The 18,831-nt window shown below is 45.3% G+C and carries 17 protein-coding genes; 5 read left to right on the forward strand and 12 right to left on the reverse strand.

Annotation, left to right across the window (positions count from 1 at the left end; genetic code table 11):
- Positions 1 to 67: 67 nt before the first annotated feature.
- The 8 genes from L2744_RS06280 to sirA form a co-directional block, all read right to left on the reverse strand.
- Positions 68 to 946: an ABC transporter permease gene (locus L2744_RS06280; protein ID WP_248991107.1), complete on the reverse strand. Its 879-nt coding sequence runs from the start codon at positions 944 to 946 to the stop codon at positions 68 to 70.
- Entirely contained in the window at positions 943 to 1,995 is a 1,053-nt protein-coding gene (locus L2744_RS06285; protein ID WP_248991108.1) for an ABC transporter ATP-binding protein, read from the reverse strand. Before L2744_RS06285 ends, L2744_RS06280 begins: the two co-directional genes overlap by 4 nt.
- Positions 1,992 to 3,281 (reverse strand): nitrous oxide reductase family maturation protein NosD, encoded by a 1,290-nt coding sequence (gene nosD, locus L2744_RS06290; RefSeq protein WP_248991162.1) that lies wholly within the window; start codon positions 3,279 to 3,281, stop codon positions 1,992 to 1,994. The genes L2744_RS06285 and nosD overlap by 4 nt, the downstream gene beginning before the upstream one ends.
- Positions 3,282 to 3,291: 10 nt before the next feature.
- Complete coding sequence (locus tag L2744_RS06295; protein ID WP_248991109.1) at positions 3,292 to 3,783, reverse strand: nitrous oxide reductase accessory protein NosL; 492 nt, start codon at positions 3,781 to 3,783, stop codon at positions 3,292 to 3,294.
- Between the two features lie 88 nt (positions 3,784 to 3,871).
- Complete coding sequence (locus L2744_RS06300; protein WP_248991110.1) at positions 3,872 to 4,552, reverse strand: tetratricopeptide repeat protein; 681 nt, start codon at positions 4,550 to 4,552, stop codon at positions 3,872 to 3,874.
- A 34-nt stretch (positions 4,553 to 4,586) separates the two neighbouring features.
- Positions 4,587 to 5,369, reverse strand: a complete 783-nt coding sequence (locus tag L2744_RS06305; RefSeq protein ID WP_248991111.1) for an FKBP-type peptidyl-prolyl cis-trans isomerase — start codon at positions 5,367 to 5,369, stop codon at positions 4,587 to 4,589.
- A gap of 85 nt (positions 5,370 to 5,454) precedes the next feature.
- Complete coding sequence (locus tag L2744_RS06310) at positions 5,455 to 5,895, reverse strand: rhodanese-like domain-containing protein (protein ID WP_248991112.1); 441 nt, start codon at positions 5,893 to 5,895, stop codon at positions 5,455 to 5,457.
- 62 nt (positions 5,896 to 5,957) lie between these two features.
- Positions 5,958 to 8,021 (reverse strand): dissimilatory sulfite reductase SirA, encoded by a 2,064-nt coding sequence (sirA, locus tag L2744_RS06315; protein ID WP_248991113.1) that lies wholly within the window; start codon positions 8,019 to 8,021, stop codon positions 5,958 to 5,960.
- A gap of 558 nt (positions 8,022 to 8,579) precedes the next feature.
- Here sirA and L2744_RS06320 point away from each other — a divergent pair.
- The 5 genes from L2744_RS06320 (at position 8,580) to L2744_RS06340 (ending at position 12,843) form a co-directional block, all read left to right on the forward strand.
- Positions 8,580 to 10,679 (forward strand): heme lyase CcmF/NrfE family subunit, encoded by a 2,100-nt coding sequence (locus L2744_RS06320; protein ID WP_248991114.1) that lies wholly within the window; start codon positions 8,580 to 8,582, stop codon positions 10,677 to 10,679.
- Positions 10,679 to 11,098 carry a cytochrome c-type biogenesis protein gene (locus L2744_RS06325; RefSeq protein ID WP_248991115.1) on the forward strand — a complete coding sequence of 140 codons (420 nt, stop codon included), beginning with the start codon at positions 10,679 to 10,681 and terminating at the stop codon, positions 11,096 to 11,098. The genes L2744_RS06320 and L2744_RS06325 overlap by 1 nt, the downstream gene beginning before the upstream one ends.
- Before the next feature lie 17 nt (positions 11,099 to 11,115).
- Positions 11,116 to 11,700 carry a TlpA family protein disulfide reductase gene (locus tag L2744_RS06330; protein ID WP_248991116.1) on the forward strand — a complete coding sequence of 195 codons (585 nt, stop codon included), beginning with the start codon at positions 11,116 to 11,118 and terminating at the stop codon, positions 11,698 to 11,700.
- A gap of 175 nt (positions 11,701 to 11,875) precedes the next feature.
- Positions 11,876 to 12,454 carry a nucleoside triphosphate pyrophosphohydrolase family protein gene (locus L2744_RS06335; RefSeq protein WP_248991117.1) on the forward strand — a complete coding sequence of 193 codons (579 nt, stop codon included), beginning with the start codon at positions 11,876 to 11,878 and terminating at the stop codon, positions 12,452 to 12,454.
- Between the two features lie 98 nt (positions 12,455 to 12,552).
- Positions 12,553 to 12,843, forward strand: coding sequence for a helix-hairpin-helix domain-containing protein (locus tag L2744_RS06340; RefSeq protein ID WP_248991118.1), 291 nt, complete (start codon positions 12,553 to 12,555; stop codon positions 12,841 to 12,843).
- 3 nt (positions 12,844 to 12,846) lie between these two features.
- Here the strand turns inward: L2744_RS06340 and L2744_RS06345 are convergent, their stop codons facing one another.
- The 4 genes from L2744_RS06345 to uvrD all read right to left on the reverse strand — a co-directional run bounded on the left by L2744_RS06345 (position 12,847) and on the right by uvrD (position 18,386).
- A complete protein-coding gene (locus L2744_RS06345; RefSeq protein WP_248991119.1) occupies positions 12,847 to 13,929 on the reverse strand; it encodes an AI-2E family transporter in 1,083 nt (360 codons plus the stop codon).
- Between the two features lie 73 nt (positions 13,930 to 14,002).
- Positions 14,003 to 15,067 carry an NAD(P)H-dependent flavin oxidoreductase gene (locus tag L2744_RS06350; RefSeq protein ID WP_248991120.1) on the reverse strand — a complete coding sequence of 355 codons (1,065 nt, stop codon included), beginning with the start codon at positions 15,065 to 15,067 and terminating at the stop codon, positions 14,003 to 14,005.
- A gap of 145 nt (positions 15,068 to 15,212) precedes the next feature.
- Positions 15,213 to 16,073, reverse strand: a complete 861-nt coding sequence (gene ubiA, locus L2744_RS06355; protein ID WP_248991121.1) for a 4-hydroxybenzoate octaprenyltransferase — start codon at positions 16,071 to 16,073, stop codon at positions 15,213 to 15,215.
- A gap of 144 nt (positions 16,074 to 16,217) precedes the next feature.
- The gene (gene uvrD / locus L2744_RS06360; protein ID WP_248991122.1) at positions 16,218 to 18,386 is read right to left on the reverse strand and encodes a DNA helicase II; all 2,169 of its coding nucleotides are present in this window, start codon (positions 18,384 to 18,386) and stop codon (positions 16,218 to 16,220) included.
- Positions 18,387 to 18,831 lie beyond the last annotated feature (445 nt).

Consider the following 18,831-nt stretch of genomic DNA (forward strand, 5'->3'; position numbering starts at 1 on the left):
TGACTCTATGCTCAGTTTAGTTATTGTTTAACAGGCACAAACTTCAACTAATACAGGTATCACTTAACTAAATTTCTTGACCTTTAAATACCCAGGAACACCAAAGCAGTAATAGGGCAATCCAACAGATCAATAAACCGTACATTAAAGGTAAACCTATCCCGGTTTGGGCGATTAAAGCGAGACTACTTTTAACGGCTAAGGTATCTGATGGACCTGCGAGTAAATTTAAAGCACGGAATAAATCGCTGGGATTTAACAGGATTAATACATTAAATAGATTACGATTGAGTGTATCTGCCAATCCCACTAATGCTGTCAGCAACACTAAATCGTATACCAGCACTAGCACAAACCATAACACCAGCAATATACCAAGCGCTTTGGCTTTTTCCCTTACTATTAAGCTTATCCAATAACCGAGTAAAACAAACACCAGTGATAACAAAATCCCACTACTAATCAAATGGATAAATCCAATAAGTATCGATAATCTAATTTGTACCTCGCTAAGCATCCCCAACATAAACCCTGTGATCCCAAAACCCAAAATACAGGCAACGGCCATGACACAGGTATGGCCTAAAAATTTGCCACACACAATATGCCAACGTGCCAACGGATAGGTGATCAATAAAAGCAAAGTACCGGATTCCTTTTCCCCTACAAAGCTGTCGTAACTCAATAGAATAGCGCCCAAGGGAAGAATAAATACCGACAGGGTCACGAGCCCCGACAGGATCTGGGCAGGCTCGAAGATCACTAAACTACCGGATATCGAACTCCCCATAAAACCGACACTCAAGGAAAGAAGTAGCAGTATTCCCGTCATCATCCATAACCAACGGTTACGCAGATTATCCTTAAACTCTTTTGCGGCAATAGTGGTAATGATGCCCAAGGCGCTTAAATGGGCATTCCTCTGTAAAACACGCTCTCGGCTCATGCCACCCACTCCCGTTTAGCCTGCTGCGCTAACTCTTTGATGATATCAGTCCCTTGCGAAATATCTGTCGATAAAGTGTGGGATGATGGAGCATCGACCTTGTCCATATAGTAATGAAAAATATCCTGCAAACTTGGTGACTCAACTGAAAACGCTTCTAACTTAAGCTTTTGTAATAAAAGAGTTAATACAACAGACTTTTGTGTCACAGGGACACTCAGCCTTATCCCTTGTGGTGTAGAAGACCCAATATAGGAGGCCAGAATTGGATCGACTAAAACTTGCTGCCTTTGTGCATTGGAGATGGCATGCAAGGTAATATATGCGGGTAGCGCAGTAGCCTCGCGTAGGGAGGTTAAATTACCCGAGGCGATCATATGTCCTCGACCTAAGATCAAGGCGCGATCCATATTTTCCTGTACTAAGCCCAGCTCATGGGTACTGATAATAATCGCGCAGCCCTGCGCCTTTAGTTGCGCCATTTTTTGATACAGAAACGCCGATGCCAGAGGATCGAGCCCCACTGTTGGTTCATCTAAAAGCAATACCTTAGGCTCAGCCAATATCGCCTGCGCTAACCCAAGACGTTGCCGCATCCCCTTGGAAAAAGTACCAAGCCGCTTATCTTTTGCAGCCTCCAGCCCGAACTCACTAAGCAATGTATGCACTTTCCCCTTAGTAACACCTTTAAGCTTGGCAAAATAATCCAATAGCTCAAGGGCTGTCATATTGTCATAAAAGCTGACATTTTCAGGTAAATAGCCGATAGATAAACTCTGGCTAACATTCATAGCTCTGACATCTTGCCCTTGCACTTGGATCTGCCCCTTTGACGGGGTAATTAAACCTAGAATCAATTTAAGTAGCGTAGATTTACCCGCACCATTGTGACCCAGTAGCGCTAACGTCTGACCCCTTAGCACGTCGAAATTGATATCCGTTAATGCCTTAAATTTTCCATAATCTTTACTGATATCTTTGGCCCTTACGGCAACCTCTACATTCGATAACGGATCTGTCACCCTAGGTGTGAGCGCCTGATGATTCATCGCGAACCTCCATCAATAAGTGAGGGTGTAACCGACCGCATTAACGGAAAACTGTCGCTAATTCCGCTAACTGTCTGTGGCTGAAATTGCCGCTCCACCCAGCGCAGTAACAACACAACTGGGCTTTCCATCAACAGTTTGGCTTCAGGATAAAGCCAAAACAGTTTGTCTAAACTGTCATTCGGCCTATGGGCAATATCCCCTAATCCATCACCATTCAGATCCCAACCTTGATATTGGGACCAGAAATTCCCCTGCCCTTGATAACTCCATTCAAGTTGGCTTTCACCGACATATTTAACTTGGGTTTGATTGGCAATAATACGATTGTGCCAAAGGCGATTTTGTTCACCGCCCATGGCCATACTAATCCCGGTATCGCTATGGCTAAATTCGTTATCTTGAATACGGTTATTTTGAGCGGCATAAATAAAAATACCTTTGCCCTCATTGCCAAGCTCCACAGTTCCTTTGGGGTTATGAATTTGGCTGACAACGTTGGCTTGAATATGGGAGGACTCGGTAATATTGAGCAAAATGCCAAAGTCCCGCGCCTGGGTAACGCGGTTATGGTGCAGGTAAATATCCGTTGAATTCATTAGGGCATAACCGCCATCGACGGCAATCGCTTGGTTTTGCCACGCTTCGTCGGCTTGGGTATACATGTAATGAATACCGTATTGCAGCTTAGTAAATTGATTCTCATAAATACGGCTGTGGGTAACGGACTCTAAATACACGCCATCGCGGACAAAAATCAGCTGGTTTCGGTCAATTTGTGGCGCATTAACATGCTTGAGATAAATACCATCTCCCCGATCAAGCACATAAATGGCACCGTTGCCACTAATGCTATTGTCCGTGATGGTGGGCGAGTTTAGCTGTTCGCCATAAATACCAAAACCATCACCCACCAAGCGATTTCCCTTAATCTGCACATTATCCGCCCCTTGTTTTAGTAAAATGGCGGCATCACGGTAATACAGATCGCGTCCCCAATGGCGGATATTTAGCCCCTCTATACTCACCTGAGGCGCCTCAATGATCAGTGCACTCCCTTGGCGCAATGCATCTAATGTCGCGCCCATTTCCCCCTTTAGCGAAATGGATTGCGTCACCTTAAAAGAACCTTCATACACCCCAGTGGCCAGCACTAGGGTGTCACCTTCTTGAGCTTTGTTAAGGGCAAGGGTGAGTGAATCTGTATCTGTTACCCGAATGAGTGCAGCCCAAGTACCGAAAGAGGCAAAACACAGCAGCCCAATAAGGAGTAGACGCAGCTTCATCATCACAACCTTATTTATCACCCGCGAGCAGCTCTAGGGTGATGTCATCAAAACTCAGCACTCGACCACCGTATTCCTTGGCAAAGGCTTCGGCGGCAGCCCGAGTGCTAAAAGGCGCAACGGCAGGTCCCATTACGGCTTTTTTACTCGTGCCATACACATAAAAAGCGCTTGATGCCTCGATAAATGCCCCATCGTCTGGATGCTCCCAATCGGTGGTTGCCGCATCATGCACCATCATGTAGTCAATTTGACGTTTGTTCTCGCTCTGCAATGCAAAGTTGAACATATCGCGTGTGGAACAAAACTTAGGTACTGTTTCTTCAGCCTTTAAGTGCACTTGCCCTTTAGGTCCGGGATATTTAGTGATCACCATGCCGCAGAGATGGCAACGGTCATGCTCGTGGATCATCTCGGCCTTATGAGCATGGTCAGTGGCCTCGCTTTTATTACAGCCAAATAGCAAGGGCACTAACAGCAGCAATGCGTAGTATTTCTTCATCCTATTTATCCTTTTATAAAAATATCAACGCCTCGCCAGATTCCTTGCAGGGACAGATCTTTACGGCGAGGGTTGATAGAAATGGGTTTCATCTTTCATTCATTTTGCTTTGTGCTTTTGCAATCGCATTATTGATTGCTTCACGGTTAATACTGTCCCCATTGTGTTTAAGCAAAAGCTGCCAATGGTCAATGGCCTCTTGATTGCGAGCGTGCAAGTATGCATCTGCCGCGAGTAACATATGGGTTTGAGGCTCAAAGGGAGAGAGTGCTAATACTTTGGCAATCACCTCTTGGGTTTCAGGTGTCATTTGCCGAAGCTCGCGGTAATAAAGCGCGTTAGCTTTAGCCCCTAACACTTCGGCATCATTCCCGCCGAGCTCGAGTAATTTATCCAAGGTCAGCACCGCATCTGAGTACAAACCTCCCGCAGTGTAAGCCTGAGCTAATGACATAAGTGCCAAGGTGTTTTGTGGATCACTCTGAGCCCAACGACTGGCTTTGGTGATCTCGGCCGCCACTAAATAGTCAATATTTTCATCAAGCCGACCTTGATCCCAATCCCTAAAACGGCCTGTTTGACTGTAGATAGTAAGGGTAAGCAGCACTAGGACGATTCCCATCGCAAAGGGCACTTTGCTCGACATGTTTGGCAACTGCGCTATCCCCATTACAAGGTTTAGACGCATGTGCTGCCAGTAAATATAAGCAACAAACAGTAGCAAACTGATGCCAATGCCTAATCCTAAGCTCACCATTCCAGTCTCCATTTCACTCTCCAAACAACTCGTTTTAGGAGCCAGATTAACCGTGTGCAGGCATCATATTTTTATTTTTCATCTCTTTCATTTCGCTGGGTTTCTCAATATTTTTCAGTTCAATTTCAAAGATAAGTGCTGACTCAGGTGGGATAATACCTACGGCTTCAGTGCCATAGGCAAGGCTTGCTGGTACCACAAAACGGTATTTAGACCCCAGAGGCATCAACTTTAATCCCTCTTCCCAACCGGGGATCACCGACATTAATGCAAAGCGGGTGGGCTCTTTACGTCCAACCGTATTTTCAAACTCAGTCCCATCGATAAGAGTGCCGACATATTCCACTGTGACCACATCTTCTGGATTGGGTTTATTACCTTTACCTTGGGTTAAGACTTCGTATTGAAGACCAGAAGCAGTAACTTTAACGCCAGACTTTTTTTGATTTTCAGCAAGATATGCTGCACTTGCCTTTTTAGTTTCTGCCATTTGTTTTTCAGCAACGACAGCTCTTGCGGCATTGAGTTGTTCTGCTCTTTGGTTCAGGTAAGTCAGCACTTCTTCGTCGGTTAGCTGCTGTTTATCTTTAAGCGCATCCACAAAACCTTGCACGACTAAGTCGACATTCACCTCTGAGCCCAATTCAACTTGGTTGTAGACCTGACCAGAAATGTAATTACCAATAGAAGCGCCAATGCTGTAGGAGGTTTTATCTGCATCGGTTTTCAGACTTGTGCCGGCAAAACTGGCGACCGAAACAAATAATGCGGCGCAGGTCGCCACTGTGATGCTTTTGGGGATAAAAGAAGTTGGCATACGTGTTTTCATTTTATGTTCTCTACAATGTTAACCCTGTGGGTTTCGCCTTTTGGCCCTGCAAACCAAACCGATAAAACATCGGTCCTGTGTGTTACTAAGGTTTTTCTGTTACTCGCCCTGACATACGCCAGCCATAAATACCATCGGCCATATGGCGCACACCGGTGTAACCTAGCTTCATGGTTTCTCTCGCCGCCATATTGCTGCTGGTGCAAAGGCGGTTAGCGCAGTAAAACACCATGACTGCATCTTTATTCTTTGGAAGTAACTCTCTCCAATTCTGAACATTGAAAAAAACCGCTCCGGGGATAAAACCTTCTGCCCATATCTCCAGTGTATTTACGTCAAAAAAATAAACGCCTTGCTTGCCGACTAAGGTTTCCGCTTCCATCATCGAAATGGGATTTAATTGGATTTCGTTATAGGGCACTTCAGACATTTCTGAGCCACCACCGGCTATGACTGGCATCGCAGTCACGCCTAAGGCCAACACCATCAATGTTCGGCTTACACTTTGACGAAGCATGTTATGCATAATTAGGCTCTCATATTCCCCGACACCCTAAGGTGTCGGGGATAACTAGGACTCAAGTTAAACTATATTTTCTTCGCACTCAGCGCATTACCATCAATAATGGCTTGGGCTTGGGTCACATAGGTCAAGGCGGCATCTAAGCGTTTTTGTGAGTAACGCGCACCATGAACACCCCATGAACCATCGGCTTTAATCAGCTTGAGGACATCTTGAGCTTTATCGGTCAACAACAGCACTTGCGTCTTATCTTCTACCGATAACTTCGCCATATTGGGCGACTTATCGATGCTAATAAGGGCTTTTTCTACTTTGGCATAGGTTTCTTTCACTGGTTTTTGCCACTTCTGAACTTTGCCGTAGATTTGCTGTTGATCTTTAAAGTGCAGACCTTCACCCAACTTAGATTGGAATTGGCTATGACAACCTTTGTTATCCACTACATCGTGATCAGAAGCGGAAGTACGAGCACAGGTCCACATTAGATCGAGGTAGTTATGGCCATTTTCGTCCTTCGCCACAGTCCAGCCCTTAGTGGATGAGTCGCGAGACTTACCTTCAGGTGGGTTAAGCGTCTTACGCAATGGATCGACATCGATTTTCCACATGTGCGACTTACGAACGTTGTCGAAACCGGCCATATCGGGGAACTGGATCGCGGTGAAGTTTTCACAACTACCCATGTTTGGCATATGACAGCTTTGGCAAGTTTGTTTACCGTGGGTCTTGGTATTGCTCGCAATTTCAGCCTGTGCTGTATGGCAATCGGTACATTCTTTGATGAGTTTTGGTTTGCTAATACCAGACTTCCAATCACCATCAGTCACTTCGTGTGGATCATGACAGGTAGAGCAACGCATACCCTTATCGTAGTGGGATGAGGCAAACATTTGCGAACCTTCTGTACCACAAGATGGGCACGAAGATTTCATCTTCACGTTAAAGGCATATTCCAGTTTTTCTTTACCCTGTGGGGTTTGCGCGAGTTCTTCTACGAAGTTAAAACGCTGGTGACAACGCTCACAGTTAGAAGGCATACCACCACCGATACCGCCATCTAAGTGACCTCCTGCGCCATGGCACTCTTCACAGGTAATGCCGAGTGACACTGTATGTTTTTGTAGCTCTTTAGGATTACCTAAGGCTGCAAAAAACTCATCTTTAGTTTTAAAATCAAACTTAAAGGTGTGGCACATTTCGCAGTAGGAACTGGCAGGTTGGAATAAGAATTCCTTCTCGTATTTAGCACCATAGGAGCTCATACCCCATTGGTGTGAACCACTGGCACCAAAATCCTCCATTTTAGTTGGAAACTCAGGAATAACTTTCTGGATTTTCTTTGCCATTTCAGGCGTTAACCATTCAGCCCAACCACGGGAGAATTGGTTACCACCGGCGACCATAGTACCAGTACCATCTTTGAGTAAACCGTCTTTCACATGGAAAGTACCGCGTACTAAGTAACTGTCGATAAAGCCATATTTTGTTCTTGGCGTACCTACAGTGGCATAAATAGCATCCGGCGTAATGCCGTCAGGCAGGATAGATGTATCCTTAGTGCCATACATGGTCTTGTTTAAATCGTTATCGACTTCTGGATGATTGCCTGGAAAACGTAAGGTTTTTGCATGGCGTGAACGTTTCCACTTTTCATATTGTGGACCATGGCATTCACCACATTTTTCAGGGCCAACAAACTTATTTGGGAAATCCAAAATCGACTTAGCCCCTAGGCGATACTGCAATGCCATAGGGCGATTGCCCTCTTGATGTTTGCTGTATTTTTGGCTATCACCGCCGTGTAAATATTCTTCACCACGGTCACTAACCTTATAGGTTCCTTTTAAACGACCTTGCTCGGCATATTTGAATACAGGATGATTTTCAAAAAGAAAATCAAACAACTCTTTTTCCTGAACAATATAATCCTGTAGAGTTCGCACACCGCGTGATTCGAAGGTCAGATCTGGATTAGCCATAATCCCCTGAGCTTCAGCACTCTGTTGTTTATTACCATAGCCAGGTTTAACTTCCCCCGGTTTAGCATCGGATGCTATTCCAGCCACACTGACGATAGTGCCTAAACAAAACAGCACACTTAATGCTATTTTGGATTTCCATCGTTTCATCATTAACTCCTAATTATCATTAGTTTTATATTTTCCACTGAACCTAACTGCTCACTGAACGACATAAACAATTGACCAGTTACAGCATGATGGAGACAAAAAACCATGAAAAATCAGAGCTAGAGCACATTAAATGCCCACTGATAAATCAAGATGAATAAAACCAATAAAAAAACAATAAAATACAAAAACTTAACCAGGTTTCCATGTTTGTTTTTTATAACTAAAAATGCTCTTTTTAGTTATGAAAAAACCTAAAAAATAAGTTTTATCTTTCAAAAGTTATCAAGGAAAAAATGGAATGATTTAATAACGAATAAGATCACATTATCAAATACCGGACTCGACTAACCTCAAACTCAACAGTGATCAAACCGAGTAATTAAACTGATTTGTTACATACGTTTTAACATAGATTTTTAAACAATCATGTAGAGCCTATTAAAATTAAAAAGCTAACTCAATAAAAATAACATTAAGCTGTAAATAGTACATATGTAAAACAGCTAATTATCAGTATCACTTTTACCGCAATCACATTATTCTAAGGAATAATAAATGACAACTATGCTTCCAGAAATTGGACATATATTACTGATCATCAGTAGCGTATTGGCATTATTTTCTGCAGCACTGCCTTTAATCGGTATTAAGCAGAATAATGCCTATCTGGTAGGATTAAGCCCGATACTCTTTAGAGCCATATTTACCTCGGTATTTGTTTCACTTCTTTGCTTAATTTATGGCTTTGTCACTGATGATTTTTCTGTTGCTTATGTCGCAAACCACTCGAATAGCCAATTAGCATTGGGTTATAAAGTGGCCGCCGTTTGGGGCAGCCACGAAGGGTCAATGCTGTTTTGGATATTTGCGATTGCCCTTTGGGGCGCGATCATCAGTTATCGCATAAAGATGGCGGATTGCACTCAGGATAAGGCCAGCGATAAATACCAAGACGCCCTGTATTTTGCGAGGCTGTTGGCCATTTTGGCGTTAGTGATCCTGGGTTTTAACCTATTTTTACTCTTTACCTCTAATCCCTTTGCCCGTTTATTACCTAACATTCCGATTGAAGGGCGAGATCTTAACCCCATTTTGCAAGACATAGGACTCATACTGCATCCGCCCATGCTCTTTCTTGGTTATGTTGGCCTCACTGTTTGCTTTGCCGCAGCGTTAGCATCACTGCTCGGTGGTGGTTTTAATACTCGTCAAATTAACTATTTACGACCTTGGGTATTATTAGCCTGGATGTTTCTAACGGGCGGCAATGCCTTTGGATCTTGGTGGGCCTATAACGAACTGGGTTGGGGTGGCTGGTGGTTTTGGGATCCGGTAGAAAATGCCTCCTTTATTCCTTGGCTTGTGGCAACAGCATTAGTGCATTCCCTCATTCTCACTCAACGCACTCATGGCTTTAAACTGACGACTTTGCTGCTGTGCTTATTGGCATTTTCACTCAGTTTACTCGGCAGCTTTTTGGTGCGTTCCGGCATAGTGCAATCGGTACATGCCTTTGCCGCCGATCCTACCCGTGGCATGTCAATACTCTGCTTATTAGTGATTTTTGTTGGGGCGGCGTTACTCATTTTTGCACTCAAAGCCCATCATTTAAAACAGGATGTGACTTTCGCACTTTTCAGCAAGGAAACACTGTTACTGCTCGGGATCGTTATCTTAGTCGTAGCAGCGTTTTCCGTATTACTCGGCACATTTTACCCTTTGATCTATGAGCTACTTGATTTAGGTACACTTTCAGTGGGTGCCCCTTATTTCAATGCCATATTTGTCCCCCTCACTTTCTTGCTTGTCCTGTTAATGGGCATTGCGCCCTTAGTGCAATGGCAAATAGTGCAATGGCAAAATGCCTCAAAGGCTCGTGTTGCTTCCCTGATCATTCCTAGCCTAGTGATATTAGCCGTCGCAGGCTGGGTAAGCTTACAGGCCGCCTCTGGCAGTAGCTTATTTTTACTCCTTGGCACTGCCGCGGCACTTTGGTTGCTGGTGTGTTTATTGCTCACGATATTGGCAGCCTCGGGATTGGGTAGACGAGTATATGCCCGTCAATTAAGCCAAACCCGCAGTGAGCACGGCTTAAATCCTCCCGTTAAGTCATCAAAACAAGGGTTTATAGCCATGCTATTAGGCCACTTTGGGGTGGTTATCACTATTATTGGAGCAACATCCGTCTCCTTTTTTGAGCAGGAAGCCCTGCTGCGAATGGGTCCAGGTCAAGGTAAGCCTTTAGCGGGTTATGTCTTAGTTTATGAAAGCACAGAGAATGTTGAAACCAACAGCTTTACCGCCATTCAGGCCAATATCAGTATCCGCGATGCAGCGAATGATGAACGGGTTTTAGGCTATATCACACCACAACGGCAAACCTTTAAAAGCAATGGGATGGAAATGTCCCACGCGGGTATCGACCATGGTTTATGGCGAGATATTTATGTGTCTATGGGGCTGCAATTAAGTGATAGCGAATACCTTATCCGTATCAGCTATAAACCCCTTGCGAGTTGGATCTGGCTTGGTGCGCTATTTATGATGCTGGGCGGGGCGATTGCCGCTTGGCCTACTCGCCGCTTTAGCTACCAAGCTGATTTAACAACCTTAGTTACCCTATCCCATCACAAACCACAGGAGACGCTTGCCTAATGAATCCAATATTGCGCTTTTTAGTCTTACTGCTCCCTATCACCTTATGTGGGATAGGAATCCCATGCTTATCCGTAGCGCAAGCTCAGCCCATATCGAGCCTTTCCCACCAGCAACAGGCAATGGATATCAGTAAAGTGCTGCGTTGCCCTATGGCGACCAATCAAAGCCTATTTGAATCACAGGCGCCTATCGCCCACGAGCTCAAAGCACAAATATTCTCAATGCTAGAACAGGGGCAAAGCCAAGATGAGATTATCGATTTTATGGTGCAACGCTATGGCGAAAAAATCCGTTATCAACCTGAATTTAAGGCATCCACCTTCGCACTTTGGCTTGGGCCACTGCTGTTATTAGTGCTTGGTGTTGGGCTGTGTCTCGTATTGATAACCCGTAGAAAAACACAAACGACTATTTGAAAGTAAAGGATAACCAGATGAAATTACACTATTTCCCCTTTGTTCTACTGGCGTGTTTTGGCCTGTTTTCTAATAGCAGCCAAGCCCACTCACTAGACAATAAACTCTACAGCACCGGAGAGCCCCTCCCTAAGCCCCTAGTGATGACGGGCTTTATAGAAATGCAGCACGCGCGAGGTGTACCAGAAGTCCCCTTTCTTGATGAATCAGGACAAACCCAAACCCTAAAACAACACCAAGGTAAACTTGTTTTAGTCAATCTTTGGGCAACTTGGTGTGCACCCTGTTTACGGGAAATTCCAGAACTCCAAAAGCTTAAGCAGCAATATCAAGGGAAGGATATCGCCATCATTCCTATCTCTATCGATGAAGAACCTAAAGATGTGCGCCCTTTTCTTAACCAACATGGCTTTAGCGGCTATGCCACTTGGCTTGACCCCGAGCAAAACATAGAGCAAATCATTCCCGCCAATGTAGTACCCGCCAGTTATATTTTTGATGCTAAAGGTAATCTTGTGGGTTTTGTGCGGGGATATCTCGATTGGGCTGATAAAGACGTTGGCCCTTATCTTGATCAACTGATTGCAAAATACGGCCAATAATCACCAAGTAACACAGGCTCATAATATATTTCTCCATTAGGTCATCCGCCAGAATTTGCCAAAACCCGCAGCTACCAACTTGGCAGCGGGTATTTTTATATTTACCCCCAGCTTTGTATTCTGCGATGCATTTCTTTAAAATTGCCGCCAAACTCTTTATTTCAAGGCAAATTAGATGAAACTCACCCACTTAACCCAACCTCTTTATAACCACTTATACCGTGATATCAGTGAGTTTCGCAGCACCTTTGACCTGCCCGTTAATGATGTTGACTCCTTAGATGACAAGGCCGACACCCTACATACTTCACTGATTATTGAAGAGTTAACCGAGCTTGCCGAAGCCGATAGCCGTATCGAACAGGCCGATGCCATCGTCGATTCTGTATACGTGTTAATGGGGCGTTTAGTGCATTTAGGCGCAGAGAATGTAATCGACAGATTAGAGATCAGCTATCTTATCGACCTACTACTCTGTGTAGCCAAAAACCGTGAAATCGACTTTATTGCCTGTTGGGATGAAGTCCATTCAAGCAATATGAGTAAAGTATGTCGCAACGAACAGGAATTGGCCGAAACTATCGCTTTTTACGCCAAGCAAAGTGTAGAAATTGTGGGTAGTCAGAAGGGCGATTTCATTATCGCAAAATGCGCTAAAGATGTGGAAATGGCAGGTAAAGTGGTTCGCCAAGGCAAAGTGTTAAAATCGGTTTACTATCGCCCAGCGGATTTAACTAAGTTAATTAAAACCTAGATTTTATTACTTTATTTATTAGCCTGTTATTCACAGGCTCTATTTTTTATATAAACGTCACTGACTTTTCAACGTGTATTTTTAACAAGGAAATCCGTATGAATCCAGCGAAAGTAGTGCGTGCCGAGGTTAAGCAATTAACTGATTTACCGAATATCGGCAAAGCCTGCGCAGCGGATTTACGCTTGCTTGGCATAGATAAGCCTGAGCAACTCTTAGGTAGAAATCCCTACGAAATGTATCAAATGCTCAATCGTTTGACGGGGAAAACACATGATCCCTGTATGCTTGATGTGTTTATTTCCATTACCCGGTTTATGGCGGGTGATAATCCTCAGCCTTGGTGGAATTACACCGATGAGCGGAAAAATACCTTAGCAGCAAATTGAGCCTTAGTTTTCTGGCTGTTTGTCCATTGGTATCGTTTCAGGCTCTTCCCTTAACCACTCACGCCAAATCGCTACCAGTAATGCCATCAGCACTGGACCAACAAATAAGCCGACAAACCCCATGGTTTTAACCCCGCCAATCAGGCCAAAAAAAGTGGGTAAAAAAGGCAATTTAATCGGTCCACCGACTAAGTTAGGCCTTAGGGTTTTATCGACGATAAATAGCTCTATGCTGCCCCAAAGGAATAAACCGACTCCAGCGGTCATATCGCCAGTACCGACAAGATAGAGGGAGATTAGCGTAAACATAGTGGGCGCCCCGCCGGGGATAAGTGCCATAAATGCCGTTAATACCCCAAAAGCCACGGCCGAAGGCACTCCTGCAATCCAGTAAGCAATGCCAAGCACTATGCCCTCACCAATGGCAATAAGCGTCATACCAATCACAGTAGAACTTACCGTTGCAGGTACAACCCGTGAAAAACTGTGCCAACGGGCAGGCAATACTCGCTCACCGACAATATCGAGCTGTTTAGCAACATGTTCACCATCTTTATACAGGAAAAACAAAGTGATCAGCATAAAGAGCAAGGTCAGTAACAGCCCTAAGGTGTTCCAGCCCAATTGCAGTACCCAACGGGAAATACCACTTAAATTTTGACCACTGATGGCACTGACTATCTTGCCCAACTCATGTGGCTCACCGATAAATTGCTGCCACTGTAAGGTCAGCCACGGCCCCATCACAGGTAAATCTTTGATCCAAATAGGCACAGCAGCACCATGTTGGTTAGTGTTAACTAGCCACTCAACCCAACCCCTAATTTCATGTAAAGCATAGGAAAAAACGAACGCAAGCGGGATAACCAACCCTAATACAATGAGCACCAAAGCAATTGTCGCCGCCAACGCCGAACGACCACGGCATTTTGCTAATAATTTTTGATATAGGGGCCAACTTGAAAAACACACAATCAACGCAGCTAAGGCAGGCACTAAAAAGTCGATAAAAAAGAATACACCGGCACACAAGAGCAAAATCAACAGGGTACGACCAATAGCGGCATTACTGAAAATGGGTGTCATAAGTAAACTGGCTCCTTGGCTTCAAAGCATTAAATCATAGGTTGTTCAATACTATATTTCTAGAAAGCAGACTTTATGACACTTCTGCACCCAACCAAAGCCCCAACGCCAATTGTTTTGTGAGTTCCGCGGCGGGAATCGCCTGACATCCTGTCGCATTTTGGCCGCACCAAAGTGGGCTAAAATCACCAAGTCCATGTTGCTCGGCTGCACTTCGCAGTCCCGCGACGGCACTTGAGGCAAGCGGAAAATCGGGTACGGCATTATTGATAGGGCCAAGTTCAGCCATAAGACGGTTGACAATTCCGCGGGCGGGTCGGCCGGAAAATAAGTTTGTCAGCGCCGTATATTGCGCGATATCACTTTGCAGTGCGGCGCGATGAATTGTACTAGTGGAACACTCAGGACAGAGTAAATATGCCGTCCCGACTTGTACCGCAGATGCTCCCATTGCCATAGCCGCTCGCACCGTTTTGGCATCGACTATGCCACCCGCTGCAATAACGGGGACATCGACAGCGGCAATAACCTGTGGCAATAGGCTAAAAGTGCCGAGCTGCTTGGTTAAATCATCCGATAAAAAGTGCCCCCTGTGACCACCCGCTTCTAATCCTTGGGCAATAACAGCATCAACCCCATGCATCTCTAACCAAAGTGCCTCTTCCACTGTTGTCGCAGTGGATATCACTTTTGATCCCCAGGATTTTATCTCCAGCAACAAGTCTTCATCCGGTAAACCAAAGTGAAAACTCACCACCTCAGGTTTAAATTTTGCTAATACTTCTGCCTGAGCACGGCCATAGGGGGTACGCTGTGCACCCGCAGTTTGGGTAGCGGGATTGATACCTAACTCAGTAAAATAGGGCGTGAGCTGTTTGAGCCACGCGGCTTGTTTCGCTGCTTGCGGTTCTGGTTCGTGATGACAAAAGAAGTTTACATTGATGGGGTTAGTTGTGTGGCTACGGATCTGGCTAAGTTCTGCATCCAATGTTTCAAGGGATAACATGGCGCAGGGCAAAGACCCCAACGCGCCCGCTTGCGACACAGCAATCGTTAAGGCACTACCTTGAACACCCGCCATAGGCGCTTGAATAATGGGGAATTCGATTCCAAACAATCGGGTTAACTGGCACGGCATAATCACCTCCTTTGATAGCACTCCTGATAAGACCCAACTATTTAACCTTGTTTCCTAACCATAATCTAAAACGTCGTTGAAATGACGATTAAACACCTTTTGCTTTAATATGGATAAACAAATTAAATAGCGAAGTACCGAGACTTTAAATTAAATAATCGGCGCCCAGCCCAACAAATAATGCCAGCCCCGCCCAGTTATTATTAAGAAATGCTTTAAAACAAGGTGCTCGTTCGCGATCGAAGATCAGCATTTGTTGGTAAGTACTAAAGCCGATAAAGGTCAGTAAACCTAAGCCATAGATTAAGCCACGATCAGCGCTCCAACCGGCGGCGATAAAACAGGCCAGCGCGGCAAGCTGAAATAAGCCGATGATTTGGCGGTCATATTTTCCAAACAAGATTGCAGTGGATTTTATCCCCACCTTTAAATCATCATCCCTATCAACCATGGCGTACATAGTGTCGTAGGCGACAGTCCAAAACCAATTGGCTGCAAATAACCACCAAGCCTCCATCGGCACTTCACCCGTCTGCGCGGCGTAAGCCATAGGGATAGACCAACTCCACACCACACCTAAAAACATCTGTGGCATATTGGTGACACGTTTTGTGAAGGGATAAATAATGGTGAGGATAATACCGACAACGGATAGTTTAACGACTAATCCATTGAGTAATAAGACTAAACCAAATGCAGTTAAACCCAAAACAACAAATAATAACAGGGCTTCTTTAGTGCTGATCTCGCCACTTGCCAATGGACGAGATTTAGTGCGTTCAACATGGGAGTCAAGATCGCGGTCGGCATAATCGTTAATAATGCAGCCACAGGCACGCATAATCACCACACCAACAACAAAGATGATCAATACCTTAAGATCGGGCATACCACCTGCAGCCAACATCAGTGCCATCAAACATGGCCACATCAGTAATAAAGTACCGATAGGACGATCGAGTCGAGTAAGACGGGAATACACGTCCCACTTCTGCTTAAAATTCATTAACTAGGTACTCCCACGCCTAATAATCCACCATTTCCGCCTTCATCCTTAGGGTTAGCATCATATACCTAAGCTAACCCTAAACGCGAATTCACACCGAAAAACATTGTCACAAAAGAATGACACTCACCGACACAGCCAAGCTCAAAGCGCTTCTAGGCGAGCATAGGCCACCACCAACCATTTGCTACCAAAGTCATTAAAACTGACCTGAACCCTTGCCTGTGCACCGCTGCCTTCAAAGTTAGTCACTTTACCCTCACCAAACTTAGGATGATTCACCCTTTGGCCAACATTAAAGCCAGTATCGTTCGCCGCTGCCGACTTTTGGGTGTTAAAACGATTATTTGCCATGGGAGTAGAAACCTGTGCCTTAAGACGGATTTCATCCACGAATTCAGGCGGGATCTCTTTGATAAAACGCGATGGCCGCGCATAATCTTCACGGCCATAAATCCGCCGAGATTCCGCATAGGTTATGTAGAGTTTTTCCATGGCGCGGGTCATGCCAACATAGCAAAGACGACGCTCTTCATCGAGCCTATCGCCCTCTTCCAGTGCCATTTTACTCGGGAAAATACCTTCTTCTACCCCCGCCATAAACACCATAGTGAACTCGAGCCCTTTGGCAGAATGCAGTGTCATCAACTGCACCGCATCGGTAAAGGCATCGGCCTGACCTTCACCCGCTTCAAGCGCTGCGTGGGATAGGAAGGCGTTAAGCTCGCCCATATCCTCAAGCTCCTCTGGTAACTCAAAGGTGCGCGCCGCAGTCACTAATTCTTCTAAGTTTTCGATACGAGCATGGGCCTTTTCGCCCTTTTCAGCCTCATACATGGCTTTAAGGCCGGAGGCTTGGATCACAGTATCGGCCATACGGTACAGCGCCATATCCTGTGTATCTTCCTGCAGGGTGACGATTAAATCCATAAAGCCACGTACCGCACTTGCCGCACGGCCGGCGAGTACTTTTTCATCCAGCAAACGCAAACTTGCCTGCCACAGGGTTAATGCTTGTTGGCGCGCCGTAGTGCGTAAAATATCTAAGGTTCGATCGCCTATACCACGGGGCGGCGTGTTAACGACACGCTCAAATGCTGCGTCGTCATTCTTGTTACTGATCAAACGCATATAGCCCATAGCATCTTTAATTTCTTGGCGTTCAAAGAAGCGTAAACCGCCATAAATACGGTAGGCCAAACTCTTATGTAATAAAGCTTCTTCGAGCACCCGCGACTGGGCATTAGAACGGTATAAAATCGCGCAATCACTGAGATTACCGCCCTTTTCATGCCAATCATTGATCCGGCCGACAATAAAACGCGCCTCATCCATTTCGTTAAAGGCGCAATAGAGCGAAATAGGCTCACCATCGGCTTCATCCGTCCATAACTCTTTGCCCATACGCTCGGGGTTATTGGCGATTAGCGCGTTGGACGCTTTAAGAATATTCCCCTTAGAGCGATAGTTTTGCTCGAGGCGAATGGTGGTCGCGGTAGGAAAATCCTGAAGGAAGCGATGCAGGTTTTCAACCTGAGCGCCGCGCCAGCCGTAAATCGATTGGTCGTCATCACCGACTATCATCACATTGGCGGTTTGACCGGCAAGCACACGGATCCACGCATATTGGATGGCGTTGGTATCTTGGAACTCGTCCACCAAAATATGCTTAAAGCGTTCTTGATAATGCGCCAACAAGTGCGGCTTATTAAGCCATAACTCATGGGCGCGTAATAGGATTTCGGCAAAATCGACTAAACCTGCGCGGTCGCAGGACTCTTGATAAACCTGATAAATTTTTAATAGATTTTGCTCAATGGGAAAACCGCTGGCATCAATATGTTTAGGGCGTAATCCTTGGTCTTTTTTACCATTGATATAACCCTGAGCTTGGCGTGGAGGATATTGTTTTTCATCCAAATTCAGACTTTTAAGAATACGTTTAATCAAGCGCACTTGATCGTCAGAATCGAGAATTTGGAAGCTTTGCGGTAAACCCGCATCTTGGAAGTGAGTGCGTAACAAGCGATGCGCCAAGCCGTGGAACGTGCCAATCCACATGCGGCCCATATTGGTGCCAGCGACTTTTTCAACTCGCTCGCGCATCTCAGCCGCAGCTTTATTGGTAAAAGTCACCGCAAGAATCGAGTAAGGACTCTGCTGTTCAACCTGCAATAACCACGCAATGCGGTGGGTCAACACCCGCGTTTTACCACTGCCCGCGCCCGCCAACACTAACATGCTAGATTGCGGTGCCGCGACAGCCTCGCGCTGCTTATCATTCAGGCCGTCTAGTAAAGAAGATACGTCCATTCTCGCCTCCAAAAAATCGAGGGGGCATTATAACAGAAGAAAACCCGCCTGCACGCTTGATCCATAAGACAAGAGCCACTAGACGAGAGTCACAAGAAGAATGACATGATGCCGCATCTTACTTTGCGCTTTCACAGCAAGATTGCCGCAATGTCGAATCGAGTCTGTTATAAATGAATGGTTTAACCGTCATTCCCGCAATGCTTGTGGGCGGGAATCCAGCTTTTAGGTAACAGCTATGCAAGGCTGTATTAATTACTCATAGAGAGGGTGTTCATCATTCTGTTTCAACGATTAAGCACTGTCATTACAGTGACACGCCATTAACTCATCCCTGAGGGCTCGACGACGGCATCCATGCCGTCAACGGTCACTTCCATGACAGTGCTTAATCCTATTAACCTTTGCGTATCTCTGCCAGCCAGCAAAGGATGATAAAGCTAAA

This window comes from Shewanella profunda (assembly GCF_023283765.1).
GTDB classification, from domain to species: domain Bacteria; phylum Pseudomonadota; class Gammaproteobacteria; order Enterobacterales; family Shewanellaceae; genus Shewanella; species Shewanella profunda.

Excerpts from the sequence above, each read along its gene's own strand:
- sirA (WP_248991113.1), bottom strand. The coding sequence starts at position 8,021 with ATGAAACGATGGAAATCCAAAATAGCATTAAGTGTGCTGTTTTGTTTA.
- L2744_RS06345 (WP_248991119.1), bottom strand. The coding sequence starts at position 13,929 with ATGACACCCATTTTCAGTAATGCCGCTATTGGTCGTACCCTGTTGATT.
- L2744_RS06320 (WP_248991114.1), top strand. The coding sequence starts at position 8,580 with ATGACAACTATGCTTCCAGAAATTGGACATATATTACTGATCATCAGT.
- L2744_RS06310 (WP_248991112.1), bottom strand. The coding sequence starts at position 5,895 with ATGCATAACATGCTTCGTCAAAGTGTAAGCCGAACATTGATGGTGTTG.
- ubiA (WP_248991121.1), bottom strand. The coding sequence starts at position 16,073 with ATGAATTTTAAGCAGAAGTGGGACGTGTATTCCCGTCTTACTCGACTC.
- L2744_RS06350 (WP_248991120.1), bottom strand. The coding sequence starts at position 15,067 with ATGCCGTGCCAGTTAACCCGATTGTTTGGAATCGAATTCCCCATTATT.
- L2744_RS06305 (WP_248991111.1), bottom strand. The coding sequence starts at position 5,369 with ATGAAAACACGTATGCCAACTTCTTTTATCCCCAAAAGCATCACAGTG.
- L2744_RS06335 (WP_248991117.1), top strand. The coding sequence starts at position 11,876 with ATGAAACTCACCCACTTAACCCAACCTCTTTATAACCACTTATACCGT.
- L2744_RS06285 (WP_248991108.1), bottom strand. The coding sequence starts at position 1,995 with ATGAATCATCAGGCGCTCACACCTAGGGTGACAGATCCGTTATCGAAT.
- L2744_RS06340 (WP_248991118.1), top strand. The coding sequence starts at position 12,553 with ATGAATCCAGCGAAAGTAGTGCGTGCCGAGGTTAAGCAATTAACTGAT.
- L2744_RS06300 (WP_248991110.1), bottom strand. The coding sequence starts at position 4,552 with ATGGAGACTGGAATGGTGAGCTTAGGATTAGGCATTGGCATCAGTTTG.
- L2744_RS06330 (WP_248991116.1), top strand. The coding sequence starts at position 11,116 with ATGAAATTACACTATTTCCCCTTTGTTCTACTGGCGTGTTTTGGCCTG.
- nosD (WP_248991162.1), bottom strand. The coding sequence starts at position 3,281 with ATGAAGCTGCGTCTACTCCTTATTGGGCTGCTGTGTTTTGCCTCTTTC.
- L2744_RS06280 (WP_248991107.1), bottom strand. The coding sequence starts at position 946 with ATGAGCCGAGAGCGTGTTTTACAGAGGAATGCCCATTTAAGCGCCTTG.
- uvrD (WP_248991122.1), bottom strand. The coding sequence starts at position 18,386 with ATGGACGTATCTTCTTTACTAGACGGCCTGAATGATAAGCAGCGCGAG.
- L2744_RS06325 (WP_248991115.1), top strand. The coding sequence starts at position 10,679 with ATGAATCCAATATTGCGCTTTTTAGTCTTACTGCTCCCTATCACCTTA.
- L2744_RS06295 (WP_248991109.1), bottom strand. The coding sequence starts at position 3,783 with ATGAAGAAATACTACGCATTGCTGCTGTTAGTGCCCTTGCTATTTGGC.